This window comes from Paenibacillus tritici (genome assembly GCF_018207515.1).
Lineage (GTDB): Bacteria > Bacillota > Bacilli > Paenibacillales > Paenibacillaceae > Paenibacillus_AQ > Paenibacillus_AQ tritici.
In genome coordinates this window covers 1,892,856-1,918,952 of record NZ_CP073365.1, presented here as the reverse complement: position 1 = coordinate 1,918,952, position 26,097 = coordinate 1,892,856, and the positions used below count along the sequence as shown (strand labels likewise).

Sequence of the window (26,097 nt, the reverse complement as noted above, 5' to 3'; positions counted from 1 at the left end):
AAATCCCTCCCTTGTCCCTCTTAATCTTTGCCCAGGTAATGCAGTTTGAACTCCGACGGGGTCATGCCCGTGTACTTCTTGAACACCTCGCTGAAGTACCGCCTGTGCTCATAACCAAGATCGAGGGCGATCTCCTGCACCTGCAGGCCGTCAATCAGCATCGTCTTGGCCTTCTCCATCTTCTCATGCATCACATACTGCTGGAACGAGACCCCTTGCACCTTCTTGAACAGATTGGAAAAATAGCCCTGGCTGAGGCTGATCTGCCTCGCGACCTGCTCCAGCGACAGACTGGTGTTCAGATGATCCCGGATATACGCCTTGGCCTGCTGAATAATCCGCGTGGATTCTACGGAGCGCGCTTCCTCCACCAGGGAGCAGGCCGCCCGGCACAGGTGGTCAAGCAGACCGCGGATATCCTGCAGGGACGGATGTATGCGGTTCCTCATCACTTCAATGCTGCGCTCCAGCGGCCCTACCTGCTCATACGGGAACTGCTCCAGCATAACGCGGCAGATCCGGAAGCTCAGCTCATAGCCCACGCTTTCAACATAACGCGGCTCGGGCAGCAACTCATTGTCCAGCAGCTCTGCGAACAGCTGATCCAGCACCTGCAGGCTTTTGCCGCTATTCCCGGAACGCAGGGCGAACAGCAGCTCCTGCTCGGCGGCTGCGGAATAGCTGTGAAGCGCGAGCGGCTTATTCTCGATATCGCCGTAGTTGTACACACCGTTGCCGCCGGTATAGAAATGATACCCCAGTGCGCTGAGCGCCTGCCTGTATGCCGTTGCCAGTTCATGTATCGAAGATACGCCCAGCCCCATGCCGACCGAAAGTGTATTGCGCGAGAATTGGCTTACGTTCATGCAGCAGGCCTCCGTGATCCGCACGGCGGTGTCCGGGTCTGAGCCGTTGATAATGCAGACATAGCGGTCGGTATCTTCACGGATGATCACTCCGCGGGTCCAGGCGGTAATGGTCTCTTCGAGAATATTATGCAGGCTGAACCGCAGCAGCTCGATCTCCTGTACAGGCTGGCCCATAAGCTTCTCCGCGAAGTGATCAATCTCGGCAACAAACACGAAGAAATCATGCTGTGCAAGGGGGATATCCAGATAAGCCCATCTGGACCGGGCATCTGCCTCCGTCGTCTGATGATGCAGCAGGAAGGTCAGGTATTCCTGGCGCAGTATGGGCATGCTTTCTTTGATTTTGGATTCCATCACGGCAAGCCTGGCCGCCTTCTGCCGCTCTTGCAGACACAGCTCCTTCGCCTTCAGCACCACATTCACAATCTCATCCAGGGAAAAAGGCTTCTTCACGAAATCAAGCGCACCCAGACGGATCGCTTCCTGGGCATAGGAGAACTCGGAATAGGCACTAAGAATAATAATCTTGCAGTCCGGCAGAAAATCCAGTATCGCCCGGGTCATCTGCAGCCCGTCCATTCTCGGCATGCGGATATCGGTCAGCACAATGTCGGGCCGGGTCTCACGGATCAACCGCAGCCCCTCTTCTCCGTCCAGCGCGGTGCCGGAGACCTCAATGCCGTGCTCCTGCCAGGCCGGCTTACGGGAGATCATCTCCACTACACTTCTGATATCGTCGATAATACACAGCTTGAACCTGTCCAGCTCCTGTTCCATCTTTATCTCTCCTCCCCCAGCGGAATCCATAGATCCGTCCGCGCTCCCTTGCCCGGTGCTCCGTCTATTTCCATGCGGGCGTCAGCCCCGTAATACAACGCCAGCCGGTGCCTGATGTTGAACAGGGCGTAGCCTTTTTGGGACAAGGGTGCAGTGTTCATGCCCTGCTTCACGCTCGCGGCATCCAGTCCCCGCCCATTGTCCTCAAGGCAAATATGCAGCATGCCCTGCTCCCTGCCCACCGTAATGTCAATTCTTCCACCCCCGGACCGGTCGCTGAAGCCGTGCTGGATGCTGTTCTCCACAACCGGCTGCAGCATGATCTTCGGAATCTGGCAGGCCAGCAGCTCTTCATCCTCCACGCTTACGGTATATTCAAACAGATCCTCATAACATTTCTGCTGAATCGCAAAATACTGCCGGACATGGGACAGCTCATCCTCCAGCGGGATCAGATCCTTGCCTCCGCTGAGGCCGATCTGGAACATCTGCGACAGCGCCAGAATCATCTCATTCACATCGTCGTTCTCGCCCATGACCGATTTGCAGTAGATCGTATTCAGCGTATTATACAGAAAGTGCGGCTCCATCTGCGCCGTAAGCGCACGGAGCTCCGCCTGCCGCTTGTCCTTCTCCTTGGACTTCACATCCTCGATCAGCGTCTTGATCTCCGACATCATCCGGTTGAACTGGAAGCCTACCTGGGCGATCTCATCCTCGTACCTGCTCTCATACACTACGCTGAGCTGGTTCTCCTCCACCCTGCGCATCAGCCGCCGTAGCTTGAACAGCGGCTTCAGCAGGGCTGAAGTCAGCTGATTGGAGATCAGCCAGGTGGTCAGCAGAAAGACGCCGATTACATACAGCGTTGTACGCTGCACCCGCTGCAGCTTACCCAGCAGCTGGTCCCGCGACTGCATGCCGGAGATAATCCAGTCCGGTGAGACTGCCGATCTTTTGTAATTCACCAGGTACTCCTTGCCGTCATAGGGGTAGGTATGCTCCTGCCCGGACGCCTCTTCCCCGTCCTCCGCCATCATGGGCCTCCAAGGGAACTTGCCGCGGAACGGCCAGCGGGATTCTACCACCGCATCCCCTTCGCCGCTCAGCAGGTAATAATTCCGGCCAAGCGGCTCTCCGCCCTGATTCAGCAGGCCGTCAATCCGGCTCTCCTTGATGTTGACCACAATATACACATTGCTGATCGGTGTATACGGATATTCATAGATTCCCCGGACCACGAACGAGATCACCCGCTGGTTACCGGTGAACAACCGGTCATAATGCCCTTTGGCCCAATAGCCGCCCGGCTGCTCCTTGCTGAGATCATATAATTCCGAGCCGTAGAACGAACTATCCTGCGCACGGATCTGCGTGGTGGAATAGAAGTCGCCAATCGGCGTAACAATCAGCACATTCTCGATAATCGGCTGATTGAACGTTGCCTGGGAGAGCACATATTGCAGCTCCGACAGATGCACATAGTAATTCGACACTTCATGGCTGAACACATCAATCATCATCTTCCGGTAGGCATCGCTCAGCATCAGGGACTGCACGGACAAGGCTACATCGTTCAGCCGGGAATCGAGCAGCTGGGTAGTTTTGCTTACCGTCTCCTGGCTGCCGGCATAGGCATTATCCTCAATCTCCTGGGCGGCTGTCCAATAAGAGAAGCTGCCCATCGCACCAATTGATAGCGTTATCAGAACAATAAAAGAAAACAGAATCCTCTGTTTGATTGATATCCGGTAATACCTGCCTGCGAGCTGCCGCCAGACTTGCCCGCAATAAGCTATGAATGTATTCATATTCTACCCTTCCTCCGCTTCGTCTCTCTGACCTGCCTAATCATACCGGAGACTTACAGCACTTGTCCCTTGTACAATACGGCGCGTCCCCGCCCGGCGTCAAGAGTAACGGATGCTGAGAGGTGTATGCTGTAACCCATCATAACTTTCTTAAATGAAGGTCCAAGAACATTTAGTGGAAATAGTACACCTAATTTCATGCTGCCAAGCGATCATATACAATTAGATGGATAAACGACACTTATTCAAGACAATTCACCCGAAGTAGGCCAATCCAAGGAAACTAAATGTATTTTTTCCAACTAATTCAATAAAATAGTCAATTTCAAGGAAATTAAATGATCTTTTTCCACTTAATCTCCGCCAGTCGAACTGGAGCGGTAAAATTAATAATAGCAGCAGGCCCCCCGGTTACCAGAGGGCCTGCTGCTTAGTACAATCCTTTCCATCAACGCTCTGCGGATGGCTACAGCCGCCCACCCTGAAGCGCTGCCTTCAGCCTGCCGCCGAAACGGCTTCCCAGCAGCTCGTAGCCTTCGGCTCCCGGATGCAGGCCATCCGTGAGCAGGTGCCCGTCTTCCGGGCCGAACCATTCCAGCCCGTCCAGGTAATGCAGATGGCGGTCTCCACGCGCCTGCAGCAGCTTCACTGTCTCTGCGATCTGCCGCCGCATCAGCGGCAGGGTGAACCCGAGCTGGTTCTCCTCCGCCTCCCGCTCCGTCCCGTAGATCGGAGAGATGACGGCCAGCGGCGTCTCCTTGTGCTTCTCACGAATCGTCTCCAGTATGCCGATCAGCAGCGGCTTGAACATCCGCGGGCTGGAGGCGGCTGCACCGTATATATTGACTCCGACGCACAAGGTAATCAGTTCAGCCGGCAAGTCCCGGATCAGCCGGCCCGTCATCGGCTCCATCAGGCAGTTGCCGGAGAAGCCGAGATTGGTCAGATGATAGCCGCACTTCCCGGCGGCAATGACCGGCCAGGTGCGCGAAGGGCTGGACGCTGCCACACACTGGGTGATGGAGCTTCCATAGGTGATCCACCTTGGCTGGTGATCCGGCAGCGGTTCAGCAGCGGCTTCAGCTTCGATCTGCAGGCCGCTTAGCGTCATGCCGGTATTCTGCGGCAGATAGATGTCCAGCTCCTTCCTTCCGGGAGGAAGCCCGGTGAACAAGGCTTCCGTGCCGCCCGCCGCAAGCCGGAGCGTCTGGTGCAGCACCCCGCCGCTGAGACAATCCAGCGCGGCAGCCTCCGCAAGCGGACTGAACGACAAGGCCAGCGCCTTGGAGCCGGTGGCCAGCCGCAGCCGGATACCGGAGCAGATCTCCGCCTTGCCCCCGATCCCGTCCGGCGGATACAACTCGTAATCCCGGTAAGGAATACGCCAGGGCTTGATCCCCTCCCCCCGGTGCTCCAGTGAAACTGCGCCGTGAAACCATTCATCTGTCAGCGGAAGGCTCTTCAATGCCCTTCCCCTGCTTCCCTGCGGTCCGCACCGGTACCCGGAATGAAGTTCTCCCCCAGCCACACATCCTGATCCAGCAGCCGCTGCTGAAGCTCAGGGATCGAGATGCTGCGGGAATCCGCGCTATCCCGGAGCGCCAGCGATGCTGCCGTCCCGCAGGCCTGGCCCATCGAGAAGCAGTTCGGCATCACCCGCAGGGAGCCCTGAACGGCCCGGTCCGAGGACACGGAGCGTCCGGCCACCCACAGATTGCGGATACCTGCGGGAAGCATGACCCTGTAAGGAACGCCGTGGGAGACTCCCGGCGGCAGATGATTGAAGGTCATATCACTCTTGCTGGTAGCCAGGTGGATATCAATGTAATAGGCATTGCGGGCAATATCATCCGGGAAGGAACGCGCCGCAATGAAGTCGTCCACGGTCAGCATATAATCGCCCTGAATCCGCCGCGTCTCCCGGATGCCAAGCTGCTCCCCGCTCGCCACCAGATGTGCCGCCCCGAAGCCCGGCACATACTTCCGGAAGAATTCCAGCTGCCGCAGCACGGTCCGGCGGCCTTCGATGGCTCCGCGCGTAAGCTCCTCGGCCTTCGTTCCGTCCACCCCGAACACATGGCCGAAGTTGACTCCGACCAGATAATCACTCACCCAGGCCAGGCCGGAAATGGACTTGCGGCCTTCCGGCAGTGCCCCTTCAGCCATAGCCTGCTCAACTGTCCGGTGCAGCTGGCCCGTATCCCCCGTTTCTTCCAGGAACCGGCTGAACTCCCTGCGGTCCACATTCGCCAGCAGATAACACATGCTGCCCGGCTGAAGCTCCCCTTCCCCTCCGCCTTTCTGGAATGGAACGCCCGACAGGGCAGCGATGTCCCCGTCACCCGTGCAGTCGATAATATACCGGCAGCGGATGAAGGACCGCCCTGATTTGTTGACAATAATCACGCCCTCGACACTCTGCCTATCCGGGGACAGCACCACATCATAGACAAAGGTATGGAACAGCGGGGTCACACCGCTCTCAAGAATGGCATCGTCATAGACGCGCTTAAGCACTTCAGGATCAATCGGCACCCAGTCCAGCATTTCGCGGTATTCGTCCTGATAGCCGGGCCCGCAGGCCTGCTTCATCCGCTCCATCAGCTTCAGGCCGAGGCCGCGGATAATCGGCTTGACCTTGTCCGTGTAGGGACAGAAGGCAGGCACAAGCGCTACAGTCCCCATGCCGCCCAGATAACCCCGCTGCTCTACGATCATGGTGCTTGCACCGCCTTCGGCAGCCGCGATGGCGGCGGCTATCCCTGCCGCTCCCCCGCCGATCACCAGCACATCCACCTCGCGGGAGACCGGCACCTCTGCCACCGGCAGTGTTATATGTCCGTAACTCATATCTCCGTGATTCATAATCGCCCTCCTTGTAAGTCCGGTTTAGTTATTCAGTCCCCTTCTCCAGACACAGCCGGAGCAGATCATCTACATGCGCAGTCGCCAGGCATTCCACCGTATCCGCAGCACCGTAATACATTTTGACCTCCCCGGAATCCTCCAGAATCATCCCGCCGGGAAAAATCACATCGTTGCGGAACCCGCCCGAGGTCTCATACAGCGCCTCCGGTGCCAGCAGCGGTGCTGCCGCCCGGCCGATAATCCGGCTGGGGTCTTCAAGGTCAAGCAGCATAATCCCGGCGGTATAGCGCTTCTTCCAGCTGTCCTCCCAGCCGTTCTTGCCCCGGCTGCGGTCAAGATCCACGGCATGGAATGTGGTCAGCCAGCCCTTGTCCGTCTTGACCGGCGGGGCACCGGGCCCCACCTTGTCATTGGCATACGCCACATGCTCTACAGCCAGCAGCAGCTTGTGATTCCCCCAATACTTCAGGTCCGGGGAATCACTCATCCACATATCGAAGCGGTCCAGTCCGCCCCGGCTGTAGACCGGCAGCGGACGCTCAAGCCTGACGTATCTGCCGCCGATCTTCTCCGGGAACAGCACCATATTGCGGTTATCCGGCAGCGACAGGCTCAGCACCTCGAAGGAGCGGAAATCGTCCGTCACGGCGATCCCGCCGCGCAGGCCGTGAAGCGTATCAACCGCGAAGCACAGATAGCAGCGTTCACCAATCACGGTCAGGCGCGGATCATATACCCGGACCACTTCCTCATCATGCCAGGACCAGCAGGGCTCCGGCTGCACCTCCCAGCTTACTCCGTCATCGCTGAAGGCGAGTCCCAGATTCGTTGTATGGTGGGGGGCGACGATCCCCTTGCCCTCATCCCCATAGTCATTGCGGAAGACCATTACATATCTGCCTTTGAATTTCGCCACACCGGCGTTGAAGACCATGGCCGGCCCGTACGGGACATCCGCAGGCTTCAGAATGGGGTTCAGCGGATGCCGGACTATCACCGGACTTGAGGTAAGTGTTCCTATCGTCAGATCGTTCATCATGGAAGTTTCTCCTTTGCATATACAAGATTAGAGCTACCCTTTCACCGAACCGGCTGTAACCTGGATGAAGGTCTTATTGGCCAGAATATACGCCAGCAGCATCGGCAGAATGGACAGGCAGGCACCGGCCATCATCAGATGAATCTGCATCGCGGCCGAGGAGCCGTAGCGGAGATTCGCCAGCCCGACAGTCAGCGTCTGCAGCTTCGGATTGGTCATGGTGAACACCAGCGGCAGGATATATTCGTTCCACGAATGGCGGAAGGCGAATAGTCCGGCAACGCCCAGTCCTGGAGTCAGGAGCGGCAGAATGATGCGGAAGAAGGTGCGGATGAAGCCGGAGCCGTCGACCATAGCTGCTTCATCGAGTTCCCGGGGGATTGCTTTGAAGAAGCCCTGCAGCATGAAAAAGGTGCTGGAATGGGCGCTCACCAGAATCAGAATAACCCCCCACAGCGTGGTATTCAGATGCAGGGCAACCATCAGATCGAACTGCGGGCGCAGCACAATCGCACCCACCGAGATGAACATCATGGAGGCCTGCACCGTTACAAATATCCGTTTGCCGGGGAAATTACGCCGGTCCACCACATAGGCAGCCATCGACGCTACCAGCAGCGTCCCCACCGTAACCATCACACTCATAAAAGCACTGTTCCAGGTATAGCGGGCAAAGTTGGCCTGCTTCCAGGCTTCCGCATAGTTGGCGAATTGAAGCTTCGCCGGAAGCAGGCTGCCGCCGGTCATCATTTCCGCTCCGGTCTTCAGCGATCCGGTCAGCGTCATCAGCAGCGGAAACAAGGTCAGGAGCGCCGTTGCCAGCAGGAACAGCCACATAAGCGCCCGGACCGCAATTCTTCCGGCATGGCCGGATGGCCGGAGCGCCGTCTGCGGCCGTCCGGCCGGCTGCTTGGATATCACATGTTCGTTCATATCAATAAACCTCCTAATACACCTTGTTCATTTTGCGGCTGAAGAAGAAATACAATCCGGTAACCGCGCCGACAATCACGGCGGATGCGAAGCCCACGGCACTGCCGTAGCCCAGCTGCTGCGCTACCGGTGAACCGGTGGATACAGGGAACAACAGCTTATACAGATAGAGGTACATCACTTCGGTTTTGCCGATCGGTCCGCCTTCTGTAATGACCATGATGCTCTCATAGCCCTTCAGGGAAGCGATAATCGCCAGCATAATGACCATCTGGGCAACCGGAGCCAGCATCGGAAGCGTGATATTCCAGAAGCGTCTTCCGGCGTTCGCCCCGTCAATGGCCGCGCTCTCGTACAAATCCTGCGGAATACTCTGCAGCCCGGCGAGGAAGAGCAGCATGTAGTTGCCGACCGCACCCCAGACCGCCACGATAATAACTGTCATCATCGCATGCTTCGGACCAAGCCAGTCAATCGGCTGGGAGACCAGATGCAGCTTCATCAGAACCGTATTAACCATCCCGTTATAGGAATTGAAGATGTTATAAAAAACAACGGAGATCACCGCCGTACTGATCACAGTCGGCATGAAATAGATACCCCGGAGCAGATTAGAACCGCGCAGTCTGCCATTAAGAATGACAGCCAGCAGCAGGGACAACGGCAGGGTCAGCAGCAGCTTGCCTCCGGCAAAGACGAAGGTATTGCGGACTGACTCCCAGAACAAGCCATCCCGCAGCAGCCTGCTGAAATTGTCCAATCCTACGAACAGCGCCTCGCCGTACCCGGCGTAATCATAGAACATATAGCGCAGCATCCAGAATAAAGGATAGATGCCAAGGGTAATCGTCAGAATAATGCTCGGCGCAAGGAACAGGGAGTTCTCCCCAAGCCTTCTCCATTTGTAAATCATGCGTGGTCCTCCTTCGGGGATAGCAAAGGGGCTGCGCCGGGAATCCCGTACAAGCCCCTTCCTAACCTGTTATTCTCCTTGCGGTTTCAGCGGATCAAAGGCAGCATTTGGCGTAACGGTAACCTCGCCCTTCTCCACTGCTTTGGTCAAGGCTGCATTGTATCTTGCGTTCAAATCCTCAGTAATGGCCTTGGCGTCTCCGCCTGCAAGGATATATTTGAAGAAAGCATCCGCATAGGTAGAGCCCTCCGGAGTAACGCTTGGCACTGCAGGCCAGAGCGAGTCATGCTCGCCGACCAGGAACCCTTCCATGCCGTTAATTTCCGGGTTCTTAGCCTGTTCTACAATGGTTGGCACTACGGCAATCCCGAAGCCCTTCTCATGATACGTCTTCAGAATATCGTCACCGTACATGTATTGCATGAATTTCCAGGCCGCCTCCTGATGTGCTGATTTGGCACTGATGCCGAGCCAGGTACCGGCGGACACGATTTCAGAGGTTCCTTTAATCTGGCCATCCAGTGTTGGAGCCAGGGCACCCGCCCAGTTGATTTCAGTCGGGAACTGGTCCTGATACACCCCCGGCTCTGTCGAGAAGGAGAGGTACATCCCGATTTTGCCTGCCGCAAACTGGGCGCGCAGCGGGTCGATGTCCAGTGTCTCTGCACCTGGCAGGATGCTGCCGTCTTCATACATCTGCTTGAAGTACTCGATGGTCTGGGAGTAAGGCGCGAAATCAAACTGGCCTGTCTTCAGGTCAAAGCCGAGTCCCTGATAGCCGCTCAAGGAGAGAATCTCCCGGATTGAACGGTCAAAAGCCGACTTCGGACTTTTGAAGTTCAGCGCGAAGCCATACACACCCTCTCCTTTGCCCTGCTCGGTAATTTTCTTGGCATCATCGACCATTTCCTGCAGCGATACCGGAGGATTCGCAATCCCCGCTTTGGCAAAGAGGTCCTTGTTATAGATCAGGCGCAGGGTGAGGCCGGTATTCGCCAAGGAGTATACCTTGCCGTCAATCCGGTTGACATTGTCGATAATTACGCTGCCAAATTTGGTTTTCATGTCATCGGTAAGATAACCGTCAATCGGTGCAAGATATCCTTTTTTGACAAATTCGGCTGTATTGCCGCTCTTCAGGCGGAGCAGATCCGGTGCCTGATTGCTGGTAAAAGCGATATCGACGCTCTGCGCGTAGTTCTCGGACATCACCGTCAGCTCGACCTGGATATTCTCGCCGTTCGTCTCATTGAACTTGTTGATCAGCTCTTTGATATATTCCTGGTCATGACGGTCGTCCGTCCAGTATTTAAGCTGTACAGGCTCGCTTGCGGCAGTGTTGCCGCCAGCAGCGGCCGTTGCGGCGGGAGCTGCCGTGCCCGCTTCAGGCGCTTCAGTTGCCGCCCCCGTGTTGTTGTTGTTCCCGCCGCAGCCGGCGATTCCGGCGGCCAGCATGAGGCTCAAGCTGAGACCCAACCATTTTTTCTGCATACATTCTACCCCTTTGATTAACATTTGTATTGTGAGCTCGTTCTCATTATAAGCCCCCTCCCCCGCAAAAGGAGTGCGGCAGACTCACTCTCTAGGGACAGAAATCCATGGTTCTTATCTGCTGGATGTTCCTTGTCCGGTCAGGTTCCCGTTCTCATCGTAGTTCCGGATATACGCCAGCAATTCTGCAAAATTAACCCACGATATCCCCACCTTCTGATCTGCTGCGCCATAAGACATGATTAAATCATCGCCCAAGACAATGCCTCCGGTCGTAAACAGGCAGGGTGTCGGGTAATCCTCCGGCATTTCCCAATCCCGCTCTGCATACATCAGACGGTCGGAGCACCGGTGTATAACAGCCGGGAAATCATTATCCTGCTCCCTGAGGATCATGAAGGATTGCGTATACCCGAACTGTATATTTTTCTTCGCGTGATAGGATACCAGCCATTCTCTATTCCCCAAGGCTACCGGCGGCCAGCTTGCGCCCACCCGGTTCTCCTCCCAATCAAAGACCGGATAAGCCAGTAGCCTGTGCGCCGCTTTGGGCGAGGCCAAATCCGCTATGGATTCCGCTGCTGCCAGATAAATCGAGGGCTTCCCCTCCTGCTCTCCCCCTTCAAAGGGAAGGACATTCATCGGCCGGTGCAGCATCAGATATTGCATTTTACCGGCAATCCTCATTTTCCGGGGAAATAAGAACACATCGCGGTTATCGCTGATATGCCCCTCGGTAAGCGGGCCCACATACTGAAAAGCGCTTTCATAGTCACCCTGCTTCAACTTATCCAGATTCAGCTTGTAGAGCACACTGACTGTGTCATTAGCCCGCGCCGATTGAATAAACGGGTCTGCCTCATCTCCGGTAAAGATCCAGTCCGGAACATATTCAAACCGCGTCTGTACCGGAGGCTGCTGGCTGCTGAGCCAATAGGGGCCGGGGGGAAACGCCCGGCAGGCCACCGTGACGTATAGCTCCTCTTCGATATAAAAGATACGCGGGTCCTCCACACAGCCGTTGGCATAATTCCGCACTTCATTTCCGTATATATCCGTGATGTACAGCTCGTGCTCCTCATACCCCAGCGCAGGCGCCAGTGCAGGTGTTGAAAAGTCTGCCTCCCAGGTTTCTCCCGCATCCCTGCTGCTCGCATAACCCAGAAAAATCGGATAGGGATCATGACAGCCCTCTCTTCTTTTGTGCTGCCATGGCCCGGTGGCCCGGAACAGCATATGGATTTCATCAGAATCAGGGTCTTTAATAATAGCCGGATTCAGAACCATTTTATCCGCCCAATCACAGCCGGGTACAGGCTCAAGCGCCGGTTTGTCCAAATAGCGGAATTTCGGTTTCATCATTTCATATTTCCTCCCGTTTAACATCATAGAATAAGAGCTTTTGCCGTTTTTCAGGAATCACCTTATCATACGAAACTCCTGATTTCAAAAGCCTTTTGCCATAAAATCAGCTTCTGAACTAAAACAGTAAGATCCGTCAAATCAAAAAGGAAGATCCATCATTCCCGCCTGGCCGGCCAGCGGTTATGATAATTTTTGCAGGTGAAATCAGGCATTAGGAGGCGTACTATGAACCGGGAAAAGGTGTATGATATTGTCATTTACGGCGGAACCGCTGCAGGAATTACAGCTGCGGTCCAAGCTGCAAAAATGGGCAAATCTGTGGTAATGATCGAGCAGGGACAGCGCATAGGGGGCCTTACCAGCGGAGGTCTGGGAGATACGGATGTGGGGATGAAGCAGGCGGTCGGCGGCCTGTCCCTGGAGTTCTACCGGCGGGTAGCCCGGAAATATAATGAAGACGGGGCACGCTGGCTGTTCGAACCCAAAGTGGCGCTCGAAGTACTGCAGGACCTCGTGCTCGAACACCCTATCGAGGTTGTCTGCGGAGACAGGCTTGAGCTTCAGGACGGGGTGGCCAGACAAGACACCACAATCACTTCTATCCGCATGGAATCGGGTAACCTCTATAGGGGCAGGATGTTTATTGATGCTACGTATGAAGGCGATCTGATGGGCAAATCAGGCGTATCCTATACTGTCGGCCGGGAGCCGAATTCAGCCTATGGCGAGACGCTTAACGGTATTCAGCCCGGCGACGAGCTGAACGAGCTTCCAGCCGGTATTGATCCCTATATCATAAAAGGAGTACCTTCAAGCGGCTTACTCCCGCGTGTCAATGCTACCCGCGGCGGCGGTATCGGTGACGGTGACAACAAGCTTCAGGCGTATAACTTCCGCATGTGCCTGACGGACAATCCCGGCAACCGCCTGGAGCTCGGGAAGCCTGAGAGGTATAACGAGGCCGATTATGAAATTCTGTTCCGGGCCATTGAGCAGGGGCAGCGCTCCCGTTTCTTTAAATTAAACCGGGTTACTGCAGAGAAGACGGATTCCAACAACAATAGCGGCATTTCTACGGATTACAACGGAATGAACCATAGCTATGCAGAGGCGGATTATCCGGCAAGAGAAGCCATGTGGGAGGCCCACCGCATCTATCAGCAAGGTTATGTCTGGACCCTGCAGAATCATCCGCGGGTGCCGGAGGACATCCGGGCGGTCTACAAGCCGTGGGGGCTGCCGCTTGATGAATTCACGGACAGCGGCCACTGGACACCCCAGTTATATATCAGGGAATCCCGCAGGATGATCGGCGATTATGTGGTTACGGAGCATGATGTCAGACTGGACAATCCGGTTCTGGATTCCATCGGCATGGGCTCCTTCGCCATGGACTCGCACCATACCCAATACTATGTGAACGAAGACGGCCATGTAAGCACAGAGGGCGGATTCTATGTGAGATTGGCTGCACCTTACCCGATAAGCTACCGGGCGGTTGTACCGAAACGGACGGAGTGCACCAATCTGATCGTACCGGTATGTGTATCTGCTACTCATGCCGCCTACGGCTCAATCCGCATGGAACCGGTATTTATGATCCTGGGGCAATCGGCTGCGGCTGCAGCCGCGCTGGCGCTTGACGCGGACGGGATTGTTCAGAATGTAGAGGTGGAGAAGCTGCATTCCATCCTTCTTCAAGAAAATCAGGTTTTGTATACAGACGTCTAATCTGTGCATCCACTCGGATGGAACCGGAACCCGAATCTGCGCCGGTATTCTCCCGGGGAATAATCAAAGTGTCCGCGGAACATCCGGCAGAAGTGGGCATAGCTCTGGAAGCCCGTTTTGTCGGCAATCTGTTCAAGCGTCAGGTCACTGTACAGCACCTGCTGCTGTGCAAGCTTCAGTCTGACGCGAATACAGTAGGCGAACATAGATTGGCCAAAAGAAGCCTTGAACAGATAAGAGCAGCGGGACACACTTAACCCGGCGGAGGCCGATATCTGCTCCAGGCTAAGCGGTTCATGGGCATGCTTGTCTATGAATAACTTAAGCTTGTACGCGGTGTCCTCTCCCTTGGTACGCGGATTGACCCCAATCACATGCTCCAGGGTCAGGCAAAATGTTCTCAGAAGATAGTCCATGATCTCGTCCAGGTTTTGCATCATTTTTCTCTTCTCGCTGATGATATGCTTCCATAACGTAAGCACCGTATCGTCAAAACCGATATTCGTTTTTACCGGCAGGCTTGTGTTGGCCCACCACAAGTCCAGCCATTCCCCCTTGCCGGCCAGGAAATAGTCCGAAGCAGGCTGAATCTCACCCGAGGCTGGTACGCTTCGGGGCTGAACGCTCAGTTCGTAGGGCTGGCCGGGAGGATAGATGAGCAGGTCTCCAGGGATGATGGTCTCGTAATTCCCCGCCACCAGCGCCCGGCAGGTTCCTTCTGCCTGAAACCGGAACAGATAGTAGGTCAGCCCCTCTTCGTACTTCACGGAGTGGGGCTTCGTGTGTGCGAAATAGTTAGCATACATGACACCGGAACGATGCGGCTCTGACTTCATCATCGGTAAGGCTTCTCCTCCGGCCGGTCAGGATGATAGCCCGCCCTGAATTCCGAAGGCGTCTGCCCGGTGATTTTCTTGAACATTTCGCTGAAATACCGCCGCTCCTGGTAACCCGCTGCAAGGGCGACCTCCTGCACAGGCATCCCCTCGATCAGCAGCGCTTTGGCCTTCTGGATCTTCTCCGTGGTCACATACTGGGTCACTGTCATACCGGTCACCTTCTTGAAAAGACTGGAGTAGTAGCTCGCGCTGAGATGGACATGAGCGGCGCAATCCCCTACCGTTATCTCCTCGGAGAGACGGCTCTGGATATAATCGAGTGAGGCATAGATGACCTTCTGCCCTTCGGACAGGCTGTTCTTGCGCACCAGTGCGGCCCCTTCCACGCATAACTCCAGCAGCCGCCGCTGCAGAGACGCCAGCGGCAGTCCGGCTGTTCCCTGAATGGCCCTGAACCTCTGGATCAGCGGCTGGATATCCGCATACGGAATCAGCTCATAGAAGCTCCGGATCGCCGAGGCAGCCAGCTCATCGTACAAGCTGAGCAGATAATCCGGGTTCTGCCGGGACACAAGACTCTGGAGTCCTGTTGAGATATCCTCCAGAATGGCCGCTGCCTTGCCGGCATTGCCCGAGCGCAGCGCCAGCAGCAGCTCGTCCTTGTATTCCAGGGACAGCGGCTCCTGGCTGCCGGCCGGGAGAATATCGTCATAGCGGATGGCTGCATTGCCTTCCGTGAACAGATGATAGGCCAGCGCCCGGTTGGCCTGCAGATAGGAATCGGGCAGCTCGCTTGTCTCCTCCACCCGGCCTCCGACCCCGACCGAGACGGTGAATTTGGTATAGCGTTCAATATTCCGGCAGCAGCGTTCGGCAATCTCGACCGCACTTACCGTGCTGCAGTCATTCATAACCGCCAGATAGCGGTTATGTCTGGCGCGGAAGACTACGCAGCGTACATGCTCGGCAATCGTCTCCTGTGTGATATTGAGCAGCGAGAAGCGGATCAGCTCCACCTCGCGGATGGACAGCTCGGCTGCCCGCTCCTGAAAGTGATCAATCTCAAGCAGCATGACCACGAATCCTAGCGGATCCAGATCAATATTCAGGAATTCCCAGCGGGCCGCCGCCTGCTCCCAGGCTGTACGGTGGCTGACCAGCAGGGCGAAATATTCCTGCCGCAGCACCGGCAGACTCTCCCGCAATCGGTTCTCCATCTCCCGCAGGGTAAGCAGCTTCGAGTGTTCTTCCATAATTTCCGCCTTCGCCCGCAGCACCGTCTTCATAATATCCTCTTCGGTAAACGGCTTGACGACAAAGTCAAAAGCGCCAAGCTGGACGGCCTGCTGCGCATATTCAAAATCGGCATAGCCGCTAATCAGAATCACTTTACAATCCCGGTGGCGTTCCAGCACGGCCCGCAGCATGGAGAGTCCATCCATTCTCGGCATCCGTATATCCGTAATGACAAGATCCGGGCGCAGCTCCGAGATGATGTCCAGCCCAGCCTCCCCGTTGGCTGCCGTACCCGCCACCCGGATACCCTGCTCCGCCCAGTTCATGCAGGTGAGTCCTGCAACTACGCTTTTGATATCGTCTATAATGCACAAGCTGATCACACCCTTATCGTCCATCCTGATGCTCCTCTCTCTTGGGTAAAGATAGGATGACCGCCGTTCCCCTGCCCGGCCCGCTGTCCACCCGGAACACCGCGCTGTCCCCGTAATAGAGCTGCAGCCTGCGGATCAGATTGGACACGGCATACCCCTTCTCCGATTCCTGCCAGAACAGCGCCCGGACCTGATCCTCCTCCATCCCGGTTCCGTTGTCGCGGACCGTAATACACCAGCGTTCCCCCTCGTCCAATACCTCTATATCAATCACTCCGCCGCTTTCCAGATCACGGAAGCCATGCAGAATGCTGTTCTCCACCAGCGGCTGAAGCAGAATGCGCGGAAGAGGGAGTGTATTCAGCGCTTCATCCTCTACGTAGATTTCATAACGGAATAACCCTTCATAGCAGCTGCACTGCAGCTCCAGATACTGGCCGACATGCTCCAGCTCCTTGGACAGCGTGGTGATCTCCTGCCCTTTATTCAGCCCCAGCTGAAACAGCCGGGACAGCGACACTACCATCCGCTGCGACTGCTCCACCTGCTTCAGATTCAGCTTCCAGTAGATCGTATTCAGCGTGTTGTAGAGGAAATGGGGGTCCATCTGCGCCGACAGCGCCTTGATCTCCGCCGAGCGTTTATTCGTCTCCGCCTCGGTGACTTCGCCGATCAGCACTACAATCTGCTCCAGCATCCGGTTGAACCGGATACCGACCTGAGCCAGCTCGTCCCCGCTGCTGCTCTCGAACCGGGCGCTCAGATCGTTGCTTTCCACCTTTTTCATGACCTTCATCAGACCTTGAAGGGGCCTCAACAGATAACGGGTAAATGCGCCGGATACCATCATCGTAACTGTAAAGGCAGCGAGGGCTACCACTACAAGCATCCACTTGACATAGATCATATCCTTCAGCACGCTGGCTTTGGACTGGATCGTGGTCATCGTCCAATCCGCAATGCCCAGATGGGCATAGTTCAGCAGGTAGGATTCACCGCCCAGCCTGAACGTATTGCTGAGATCCCGGCTGCTGCTGATCATACCGCCCAGATGACTGCCCTCCAGCGCCTGCCGGACCAGCGGATCTTTCACAGAATACACGGGCTCACCTGAAGCGTTCAGCAGGAAGCTGTGCCCCCCGCCGCCGGTACCTCCGCTTACCAGCTTGCGGAAGCCGTCTTCGCGGATATTGACTACGATATACACACCGCTGACCGGAGTATCGAATATGGGCTCCAGGATCAGTGAGATCACCCGGTCCTTACCGGAGAACAGCATATCCTCATGGCCCTCAACCCACAGGTTCTTCTTCTCCTGTTCAATGCGCTCATACAGAAACGTATCCTTGAACTCCGTCAGCCGGTTGCGGTTCATTGACGACGGGTAGAACTCCCCGATCGGCGTGGACACATAGATGGACTGAATCAGCGGCTCGGCAATCCGCGCCTGCGAGAACACGTTATCAAGATCATTCAGGTGGGTATAATATCCGCCTGTGTCCCCGGAGACAACATCCCTCATCATATCGTGAAAAGGCTGGCTGATCATAAAGGTCATCATGATTAGGGTAAGCTTGTTCAGCTTCTCGTCGATGATCTGTGCCGATTTGACGACGGTATCCTGGGTGAGCTTCAGCGCATTCTTCTCCAGGATCGCCGCCGAGATGGAATAGGACAGCCCTCCGGTCATCAGCACAGAGAGGAGTATCACGGCCAGGAATGCGGTTTTTAATTTACTGCGGAACGATTGCTTCCGGAAATAGTCCAATTTCTTCACGCCTTCCCGTGAACATGCCTGCTCTTTCGATTATGTCATCAAGAACCGGGGCCGGGCAATAAGCCGCTCAAGAAACAGTGAAATCACCGTATGCCGGGCATGAATTTACCGTATGTACAATCCAAAGAGCCTGCTTGAATTCCGGCATCCTCCCGGCTTCAAACAGGCTCTTGTACGAATTATGATTCCGGCTTACTGTGCTTCAGCAAGGCCAATATGTTATTGAGCAGATGCACCTTGCGGATGGGCTTGATAATGATGGAGGCAAACTGCGCCTTGGTCTCCTCGTCCAGATTCGTCCCCAGGGGAGCAAGCAGAATGACGGGCAGCTTCCTGCCCGGAGCAAGCTGGCGCATGTGCTTGGCAAGCTCTGTGGCTTCTGTCCCGGCGATATCCTTGTCCATAAGGATTAGATCATAGTCGTTATTGGCCGCCACAAGCTCCAGGGCCTCTCCGGCAGTACGGGCAGAATTCACAGCCACACTCCAGTCCTCAAGTACCGAAGAGATGACCTGCAGACTGGTCAGATTATCATCCACAACCAGGATCTTAATGGCATCAAGCACATCCTTCTCGAAAGGAATCGAGGGCAGGCTTGTATACTTCTCCAGATACAGTGTGACTTCGAGCCTGGTCCCTGTCCCTTCCTCGCTTTCGGCAGAGATCTCTCCCCCCATCAGCTCCACCAGCTGTCTGCAGATGGCCAGCCCCAGTCCGGTACCTCCGTAATGATGCAGCTCGCTGTTCTGGTGAACCTGGGTATATTTGTTGAACAGCCGCTTCAGCTTGTCCTGCGCTATCCCTATCCCGGAATCCTGAACCCTGATCCTAATCCCGACCTCTTCCCCGCGCACAGGCAAGGATTTCAGCTCGATCAGTATCTCCCCGGCGTGGGTGAACTTCAGGGCGTTGCTTACGATATTCATGATGATCTGGCGTATCTTGGGGGCATCTCCCAGAACATATAGGGGAATCTCCGAATCCACATTCAGAATAACCTCCAGGTTTTTCTCAAAAGCCTTGGTGGAGAACAGATAGACGCTCTCTTCCAGGGCGGTGATAATATCGAACGGTTCTTTTTCAATGAGCAGTTTGCCCGCTTCCATCTTGCTGAAATCCAGAACATCGTTCAGGAATTGCAGCAGCTTGGCATTACTCGATTCAATGATCTCCATGTAATACCGCTGTTCCTCGTTCATATCAGTCGTCATCATCAGATCCGTCATGCCGATAATGCCGTTCATAGGGGTGCGGATTTCATGGCTGAGCATGGCGAACAGATCCAATTTCGATTGGCTCCGCTGCTCTACAGCTTCATACTTCCGTTCCAAATTCATAATATAGGTGAAAAAATAAGCCATTGCGCTTAAGATGTCCAGGTCTTCCTTCGTATGACTCCCGGCCGCAGGGTCCATCAGGCAGATCGTTCCGAGCGATTCGCCATCCTCAGTAATCAGAGGAACGCCAATGAATGAATGCACTCCCCGGGTGTGTATGAAGTCGAGCGCAGGGGACGCGGGCTGTGTATGCGTATCAGCGACCAGTAACGGCTTATTGTCATTCAGAGTGATCAGACTGCAAATAGGATCAAAAAACGCAGAGCCATCCGTATCCGGCACCGTCAGCTCTTCCCGGTTGAACACCCGCAGCAGGGGATCTGAGCTTACACCATACACCGAAATCAGAATCGTGTTGGACTTGAAAAGTTGGCTTAGCAGCTCTATCATCCGGTCTGCGGCATCCTCTAAATTACGTATTACCGGACTACGGGTATTCGTATTCTCCATCTTCGTACCAGAACCTCATTTCCCAAGCCTAAATATGTAACGATAGACTTGACTGGTCCTTATCATAACAGAAAAAACAAGATAATATATAATAAGCCCCTCCCAGCCGGGAAGGGGCTTATTATAATTTGTAAGCAGCTTCATTACTCCCGCAGGGACCCTGTGGTCCGCTTCGCTCCGGCGTGGGCCTGCTGCACTTTGTTGATCAGTTGCTTGTACCGCTCCTGATCCTCCGCTGAAGCAAGCGGCCGGAACTGCTCGAATAATCTTACGGAGCGGATGACATAGGCCACACTGCAGAGAGCCGCCGAAGCCTCCAGACTCTCGAATAGGTAAGCCAGCCCCTGCTCTGCTCTCTCCGTGTGCAGATAATACACCGCCAGCTCATAGAGCAATACCGGATAGTTATCCGGGATATCCGCACGGGAAGCAGCTTGCCCCAAGACCATTCCTTCCTGCGCCAGCAACGGCTGGAAGCGGCTGATCAGGCTATCTGTATCCCAGTGGAAGCGGTTAGCCGCTTGAACGGCCTTAAGCAGCCCGTCCAGCAGCCCCAGCTCAGGGGTGCCGATATATTTCCCATATTCAGGGATAACTTCAAGTTCACCGCACATCAGACGGTATAGACACGCATAGACTATACCAAGCTTCGTGAACTGTTCTTTGATCTGCCGGACCTCTTCCGATTCCTCCACAATCCAGTCCATGTCGGAGTACATGCCTACATAATCAAGCGCCTGCTTATATTCCCCGGATTCCTCACATACCTTGGACTGGAGCCAGTAGGAATATAGGATATAGAAGCACAGAGGCCTCTGCGCTTCCTTTATCTCCTTATGCTTTCTGGTTTTGTAATACCTTAGCTCGTACTGGATAGAGGTCTTATGATGCAGCTCCCGGGCCAGTATTCCGGCCTTATCCCAGTGCCGCAAAGAGATGTAGATGTCCGCAAGCTGCTGTATTGCACCCAATTGGTCGAGTTCCTCCAGGCGCTCCACGAAACACTCGAACCGGGTGGCCTCGCGGAAGTCCGCTTCCGGGCTCTGGCCAATTCTGATCTTGAACAACCGGTACTGGCAGAGGGCCAGCCGTTCTGAATGCTGATACTTCTCACTGTCGGCTACCCCCTCATAGAGCAGAGCTGCTGCTTCAAGCTTGCCTTGCCCGTAGAATTCTTCTGCCGTATCGAACAGCAGCGGAGCATATGTAATATTATCCATAATGATAAGAACAACCTGCCGGATACAGTCCAGCTTGTGAAGCTCCGCACAGCGGTGCAGGAAGGGTCCGAGCCGCCGCCAGTCAGGTGTGGAATGAACGACACATTCATCTATATATAGCTCATAAAATGTTCCTTCAGGGAGCCCCATTCCGGCGGTAATCCGGTCAAGCTGCTGCATGGCAATAGGACGGTTGCCATTAATAATGCTGCTCAGTGTTCCCGAATTGACACCGGATAGCCCTGCAAACTGATTGATGGTATAGCTCTCTTTTTTCAGAAAAGCAGCCAGTTCTGCTTGAATTGTAGACTTGTGTTGCAAACCAATACCGCCCCTCGAGAACCAGATATTCTAGTAAAAACCCAGATATTCCTATATAATAAGTCCCTTAATTAGACAGGTCAATCGAGTTTGAACGGTTCAAAAGAGGTTGACAAAACCGGAATAAATGTTATATATCCCCATTTCCGCCTGGCTGCAAAAATATTTTGCAACATTTCCGGCCCAGCAACGTTTATTAGGGTATAACCAAGTTTGAGAATGTTCCGGCAGGGTAAATACATCTTATAGACTTATGCCGTGTTACTATTACGCCAAGGGGGAAATTCATAATGCTAAAGAACAAAAATGTCTATCTGTTTCCTGTACTGGTCCTGTTGTTCCTCTCCCTCGTAACTACGGCAAGCACAACCATGAAGACCGCTGACGCCAAGAGCAGCAGCAGCCTCCAGCACCTGAGCGTGTACATCCATTCCATTGATACCCTGAAGGGTCAGACGACTCTCACCGGGGACGAGATTGAATGGTACGAAGGTGCCGCCGCCGATGCAGTCTTTGCACAGCGTGAGCCTGAATCTGCAGCCGAAATCGGCGGTGCCCCTGACGGCTACTACATTGTGAATGACAGCGACTCGCTGAGTACCTATACCGTAGCTCCGGATGCCAAGGTAACCATGCAGATCTATGACCGCACAGGCAAACTTGAAGAGCTGGATATCAACTGGAACGAAGCGCTGAGCCTGCAGCAGTTCATTCATGAATTTGCCCTGACTGAGGTATTCGATCTAAGCCAGTCTCCTTATCACCTTACTCTTAAAGATGGACAAATCGTATCTATCGTGCAGCAGTATACTCCATAACGAAGATACAAGATTACTAGCATTCATACTCCTTCTATAAGCCACAGTCTGATGCCGTTAGCAGCAGTTGTGGCTTTTTTGCGCCTGTAGCAGGCTGCTTCATTCTAACCTTTTCACACATATTCAATCCTATCACTATTTACCCTTAAGCCCTTTATATATAAGCTTATACATAGGATGCATACCTTGCATCAACCCTACAGAATTCATAGGAATGAGGATAAAAAAGTGACTATTACACACAAGCCGCAGCAAGCCGCCCGGACTCCGGGCACACCGATGTACCAGGAATACCGTATGGACCAGGTCTCCGTATCCGATCCCTATATCGTCAACGCATTCGCCAAGGAGATAGAGTATCTTACCAGCTATGATCCCGACCGCCTGCTGGCCGGCTTCCGTGAGAACCGGGGACTGCCGGAGAAGGGCGAGAGATATCCGGGGTGGGAGAATACGGAGATCCGCGGCCATACGCTGGGCCACTATCTGTCGGCGTTGTCCCAGGCTTATGCCAGCACCCGGGATGACGCACTTGCGCTCCGGCTGAGATACCTTCTGGAGGAGCTGGCGTTGTGCCAGCATGAGAGCGGTTACCTCTCCGCCTTCGGGGAGCAACTGTTCGATAATGTCGAGAACAAGCAGCCCGCCTGGGTTCCCTGGTACACGATGCACAAGATCATCGCCGGACTCACTGCCGCTTATACGGCTACCGGCAGCAAGACCGCTTATACTGTGGCGGATAAGCTGGGCGATTGGGTCAGCCGCCGCACGGCTTCCTGGTCGGAGGAGGTCCATCAGCGTGTATTATCCGTGGAATATGGCGGAATGAATGACTGCCTCTACGAGCTGTATAAGCTCACCGGGAAAGCTGAACACTTAAACGCCGCCCATAGCTTTGACGAGCTGACTTTATTCACCCCTGTCCATGAGGGCAAGGACATCCTCAAAGGCAAACACGCCAATACCACGATTCCGAAGTTCCTCGGTGCGCTGAACCGTTACCGGACGCTTGGGGACAGCGAGGTTTTTTACCTGGAGGCCGCGAAGCAGTTCTGGGACATGGTGGTCCATCATCACAGCTACATCACCGGCGGCAACAGCGAATGGGAGCATTTCGGCGACCCGGATATGCTGGACCGGGAGCGCTCCAACTTCACAGCGGAGACCTGTAACACCTACAACATGCTCAAGCTGACCCGCGAGCTGTTCAAAATCACTGGGGACTCCCGTTATGCCAGCTTTTACGAGAATACGTACCTGAATGCAATCGTCTCGTCCCAGCATCCGCATACCGGGATGACGATGTATTTCCAGCCTATGGCGACTGGCTATTTCAAGGTGTACAGCTCCCCGTTCGAGCATTTCTGGTGTTGTACGGGTACAGGCATGGAGAGCTTCACCAAGCTGAACGACAGCCTGTACTTCTATGATGCGTCCAGCATTGTGGTCAACCAGTATCTTAGCTCTACCCTGAATTCTGCTGAACATGGCCTGAAGCTGTCACAGTCAGCGGATCTGCCTTATAGTGATCGTGTACAATTCACTGTATGGGTGCTGCAGCCGCAGGTTCAATCGCTCGCGCTGAAGCTCCGTCTGCCGGACTGGCTGGCCGCTGAGCCTGAGCTTCTCTTGAACGGACAGCCTGTGAATACAGAGGTCAGCGGAAATTATATCACTCTTAGTAAAATATGGGCAGACGGCGATACGCTTCAGCTCCGGCTGCCGATGAAGCTTGCCTCCTTCAATCTGCCGGATGCCCCCCAGGTGGTTGCCTTCAAATACGGGCCGGTGGTGCTGAGCGCGGCTCTGGGCCAGACCGATCTGTCTATATCTGCAACGGGCGTTGCGGTCAGTGTTCCGACCCAGAACCTGCTGGTTAAGGATTTCATCACTACGGTGAACGAAGCTCCGGAGGCTTGGCTGGAGCAGCTTGAGGGCCGCATGGTCCGGCTGGAGCAGGATGAGCTAGCTTTTGCGCTGCGGGGGACGGATGAGGATGACCGCCTGGTCTTCACTCCACATTATAAGCAGCATAGTGAGCGGTACGGCATCTATTGGCGGCTGGTGGAAGCCGATTCGGCTGAGCTGCAGCAGCATATTTTGCAGGGCAAAATCCGGCAGCGTATGCAGGACGCCACTCTGGACAGCCTGCCTGTCGGCAATGACCAATATGAGCTGGAGCACGGCATTGAGGGAGAGAATACCTCTGTAGCTACCTGGGATGGTTACAATATCCGCAAAGCGGAGGCAGGCGGCTGGTTCAGCTACCGGATGAAGGTCGCGCCGCGTACGGACAACTATCTCTCGGTGACTTATTTCTCAGGAAATAACGGGAAGGAAATTGCCATCTATGTGGATGGTGAGCGGATCGCGTCCGAAATCCTGCATACGGCTGAAGCCCGCAGCTTCTACAACCGGAGTTATCTGATCCCGGCTGAAGCCATTGGTGCCAAGACAGAGGTAGAAGTCAAATTCGTTGTTCCGGGCCGGGAGAACGGTATATTCGACCTGCTGCGCATGATGACCGGTTATGATCACAACGCCGGGCTGAGACAGCTTGCCTTCAGCGAAGGAACGCTGTCCACTTCCTTCACCGGCGGAGTAACGGCTTACAACCTAACTGTTCCGCAAGACACCCGCCAAGTACAGTTGAACGTTACCCCCCAGCATCAGAATGCCCTGGTCTATGCTGACGGCATATTAATCGAGGATTCGCTCCCGCGCACGATCAGACTGCTGCATGATTATACCGGGCTGAAGCTCACGGTTAAGGCCGAGGATCATCTTACGGAGCAGGAATACAAGGTCACCATAATCAAGGTATAATCGTAGTCACCACGCTGAATACCGTCCTTCCCCCTGCTGCCGGCGGCGGGAAGAACGGGTGACTGCGGCGGGGGAAGGCCGGGGCTGTGGCGGCAAAAAGTCCGGGACTGCGGACGCTTTTCGAAGCTGGCCTGCTTAGTTGTTAGAAGGAGAGGGGGTCCCCAATGGATCAACGGGTTGCACAGCTATGACCACCAGCGAAGGGTTCATCGTGCTGTTTCTTGAGCTTATTCTGGGTTTTCAGATCCTGTATTTCTTCAACTCGGTGTTAGGTAAGCCGGCTCACAAGCGCAAGAAGTGGATGTGTTTTGTCGTTTTCGGAGTCCTTGGTTACCTTTATTTATCTGTTCCCGATTCTTTTGTGGTCTCTTCGCTTCTGGTGACATCCGCCATCTTCAGTCTGTCTCTAGTCTTCAACGCGGAACTCAAAACGAAGATTATATTCACCGTGCTCTATGCAGTATTAATGTCTATTGTAAATATGATTTCGGTCTATTGCTTCTATATGCTGAACCTGGTTGATACCGCTAGTCTTACTGTAACAGACGAAGAGAATACGTTCCTGTTATTCCAGGCCAATCTGCTTAGCTTCATGATCATGTTAGCCGTTATCCAGATCATCCGGCTGATCGCCACACGCAGGAGCTTCCCCTTGCCTTATCGTTACTACATCCTATTAATCCTTATTCCTCTCATCAGCATCTACCAGCTTAATGTACTCACATTTTACACGGAGATGAACATCCATTACTTTATTTCCGCGATCGGGTTTCTATGGATCAATGTGATGATCATCTATATTTTGGATACGATGATTGATAAATTTCAATTCAAGCTTGAGAATGCCCGCCTGGAGCAGCAGATGAACGAGCAGGAAGCCAGTTACGACCAGACGGTACGCAGCTTCCAATCGGTCAACCGAATCATCCACGACACCAACCAGCAGTACCTCTATATCGAGGAGTGCCTCAAGCGGGAGGATCCGGCGGCTGCGCTGGAGCATATCCGGACGACGTTACATAAAGTTGAAAATGCATAGACCGTAATGACTTATGTGCCCTACCCGGCAAGCTGCCGGACGATGCGATACAGGCAATCCTTA

The 26,097-nt window shown here is 54.5% G+C and carries 18 protein-coding genes; 4 read left to right on the top strand and 14 right to left on the bottom strand.

All coding sequences use genetic code 11. The annotated features are described in order from the left end of the window. Positions 1 to 20: 20 nt before the first annotated feature. From KDC22_RS08155 to KDC22_RS08115, 9 genes are all read right to left on the bottom strand, one after another. The gene (locus tag KDC22_RS08155) at positions 21 to 1,646 is read right to left on the bottom strand and encodes a response regulator (RefSeq protein WP_211722675.1); all 1,626 of its coding nucleotides are present in this window, start codon (positions 1,644 to 1,646) and stop codon (positions 21 to 23) included. 2 nt (positions 1,647 to 1,648) lie between these two features. Beyond that, positions 1,649 to 3,457: a cache domain-containing sensor histidine kinase gene (locus tag KDC22_RS08150; RefSeq protein ID WP_211722674.1), complete on the bottom strand. Its 1,809-nt coding sequence runs from the start codon at positions 3,455 to 3,457 to the stop codon at positions 1,649 to 1,651. A gap of 466 nt (positions 3,458 to 3,923) precedes the next feature. Next, positions 3,924 to 4,922: an SGNH/GDSL hydrolase family protein gene (locus tag KDC22_RS08145; protein ID WP_211722673.1), complete on the bottom strand. Its 999-nt coding sequence runs from the start codon at positions 4,920 to 4,922 to the stop codon at positions 3,924 to 3,926. Then, positions 4,919 to 6,322, bottom strand: coding sequence for an FAD-dependent oxidoreductase (locus KDC22_RS08140; RefSeq protein ID WP_246553390.1), 1,404 nt, complete (start codon positions 6,320 to 6,322; stop codon positions 4,919 to 4,921). The genes KDC22_RS08145 and KDC22_RS08140 overlap by 4 nt, the downstream gene beginning before the upstream one ends. 28 nt (positions 6,323 to 6,350) lie before the next feature. Then, on the bottom strand, positions 6,351 to 7,361 hold the full coding sequence (locus KDC22_RS08135; protein WP_211723943.1) for a glycoside hydrolase family 130 protein: 1,011 nt from the start codon (positions 7,359 to 7,361) through the stop codon (positions 6,351 to 6,353). Positions 7,362 to 7,397: 36 nt separating this feature from the next. Next, a complete protein-coding gene (locus tag KDC22_RS08130) occupies positions 7,398 to 8,297 on the bottom strand; it encodes a carbohydrate ABC transporter permease (RefSeq protein WP_173140907.1) in 900 nt (299 codons plus the stop codon). A gap of 13 nt (positions 8,298 to 8,310) precedes the next feature. Then, positions 8,311 to 9,210, bottom strand: a complete 900-nt coding sequence (locus KDC22_RS08125) for a carbohydrate ABC transporter permease (RefSeq protein ID WP_211722672.1) — start codon at positions 9,208 to 9,210, stop codon at positions 8,311 to 8,313. Between the two features lie 69 nt (positions 9,211 to 9,279). Beyond that, a complete protein-coding gene (locus KDC22_RS08120; RefSeq protein WP_211722671.1) occupies positions 9,280 to 10,701 on the bottom strand; it encodes an ABC transporter substrate-binding protein in 1,422 nt (473 codons plus the stop codon). A gap of 114 nt (positions 10,702 to 10,815) precedes the next feature. Continuing rightward, a complete protein-coding gene (locus KDC22_RS08115) occupies positions 10,816 to 12,063 on the bottom strand; it encodes a glycoside hydrolase family 130 protein (protein WP_246553388.1) in 1,248 nt (415 codons plus the stop codon). A 228-nt stretch (positions 12,064 to 12,291) separates the two neighbouring features. On the opposite strand from KDC22_RS08115, the gene KDC22_RS08110 reads away from it, so the two are divergent. Continuing rightward, positions 12,292 to 13,797: an FAD-dependent oxidoreductase gene (locus KDC22_RS08110; RefSeq protein ID WP_211722670.1), complete on the top strand. Its 1,506-nt coding sequence runs from the start codon at positions 12,292 to 12,294 to the stop codon at positions 13,795 to 13,797. On the opposite strand, the gene KDC22_RS08105 is transcribed toward KDC22_RS08110, so the two are convergent. From KDC22_RS08105 to KDC22_RS08085, 5 genes are all read right to left on the bottom strand, one after another. Beyond that, on the bottom strand, positions 13,794 to 14,636 hold the full coding sequence (locus KDC22_RS08105) for an AraC family transcriptional regulator (protein WP_211722669.1): 843 nt from the start codon (positions 14,634 to 14,636) through the stop codon (positions 13,794 to 13,796). The two genes, KDC22_RS08110 and KDC22_RS08105, sit on opposite strands and share 4 nt — an antisense overlap. After that, entirely contained in the window at positions 14,633 to 16,270 is a 1,638-nt protein-coding gene (locus KDC22_RS08100) for a response regulator (RefSeq protein ID WP_211722668.1), read from the bottom strand. Before KDC22_RS08100 ends, KDC22_RS08105 begins: the two co-directional genes overlap by 4 nt. Then, positions 16,260 to 18,023 carry a sensor histidine kinase gene (locus tag KDC22_RS08095; RefSeq protein WP_246553386.1) on the bottom strand — a complete coding sequence of 588 codons (1,764 nt, stop codon included), beginning with the start codon at positions 18,021 to 18,023 and terminating at the stop codon, positions 16,260 to 16,262. Before KDC22_RS08095 ends, KDC22_RS08100 begins: the two co-directional genes overlap by 11 nt. Positions 18,024 to 18,202: 179 nt before the next feature. Continuing rightward, the gene (locus tag KDC22_RS08090; protein ID WP_211722667.1) at positions 18,203 to 19,810 is read right to left on the bottom strand and encodes a GAF domain-containing hybrid sensor histidine kinase/response regulator; all 1,608 of its coding nucleotides are present in this window, start codon (positions 19,808 to 19,810) and stop codon (positions 18,203 to 18,205) included. Positions 19,811 to 19,953: 143 nt separating this feature from the next. Next, on the bottom strand, positions 19,954 to 21,351 hold the full coding sequence (locus tag KDC22_RS08085) for a helix-turn-helix domain-containing protein (protein ID WP_211722666.1): 1,398 nt from the start codon (positions 21,349 to 21,351) through the stop codon (positions 19,954 to 19,956). A 290-nt stretch (positions 21,352 to 21,641) separates the two neighbouring features. Between KDC22_RS08085 and KDC22_RS08080 the strand changes: the two genes are divergently transcribed. The 3 genes from KDC22_RS08080 to KDC22_RS08070 all read left to right on the top strand — a co-directional run bounded on the left by KDC22_RS08080 (position 21,642) and on the right by KDC22_RS08070 (position 26,034). Beyond that, a complete protein-coding gene (locus KDC22_RS08080) occupies positions 21,642 to 22,169 on the top strand; it encodes a hypothetical protein (RefSeq protein ID WP_211722665.1) in 528 nt (175 codons plus the stop codon). A gap of 228 nt (positions 22,170 to 22,397) precedes the next feature. Continuing rightward, complete coding sequence (locus tag KDC22_RS08075; RefSeq protein ID WP_246553383.1) at positions 22,398 to 24,995, top strand: beta-L-arabinofuranosidase domain-containing protein; 2,598 nt, start codon at positions 22,398 to 22,400, stop codon at positions 24,993 to 24,995. A 187-nt stretch (positions 24,996 to 25,182) separates the two neighbouring features. Beyond that, entirely contained in the window at positions 25,183 to 26,034 is an 852-nt protein-coding gene (locus KDC22_RS08070) for a hypothetical protein (RefSeq protein WP_211722664.1), read from the top strand. Positions 26,035 to 26,097 lie beyond the last annotated feature (63 nt).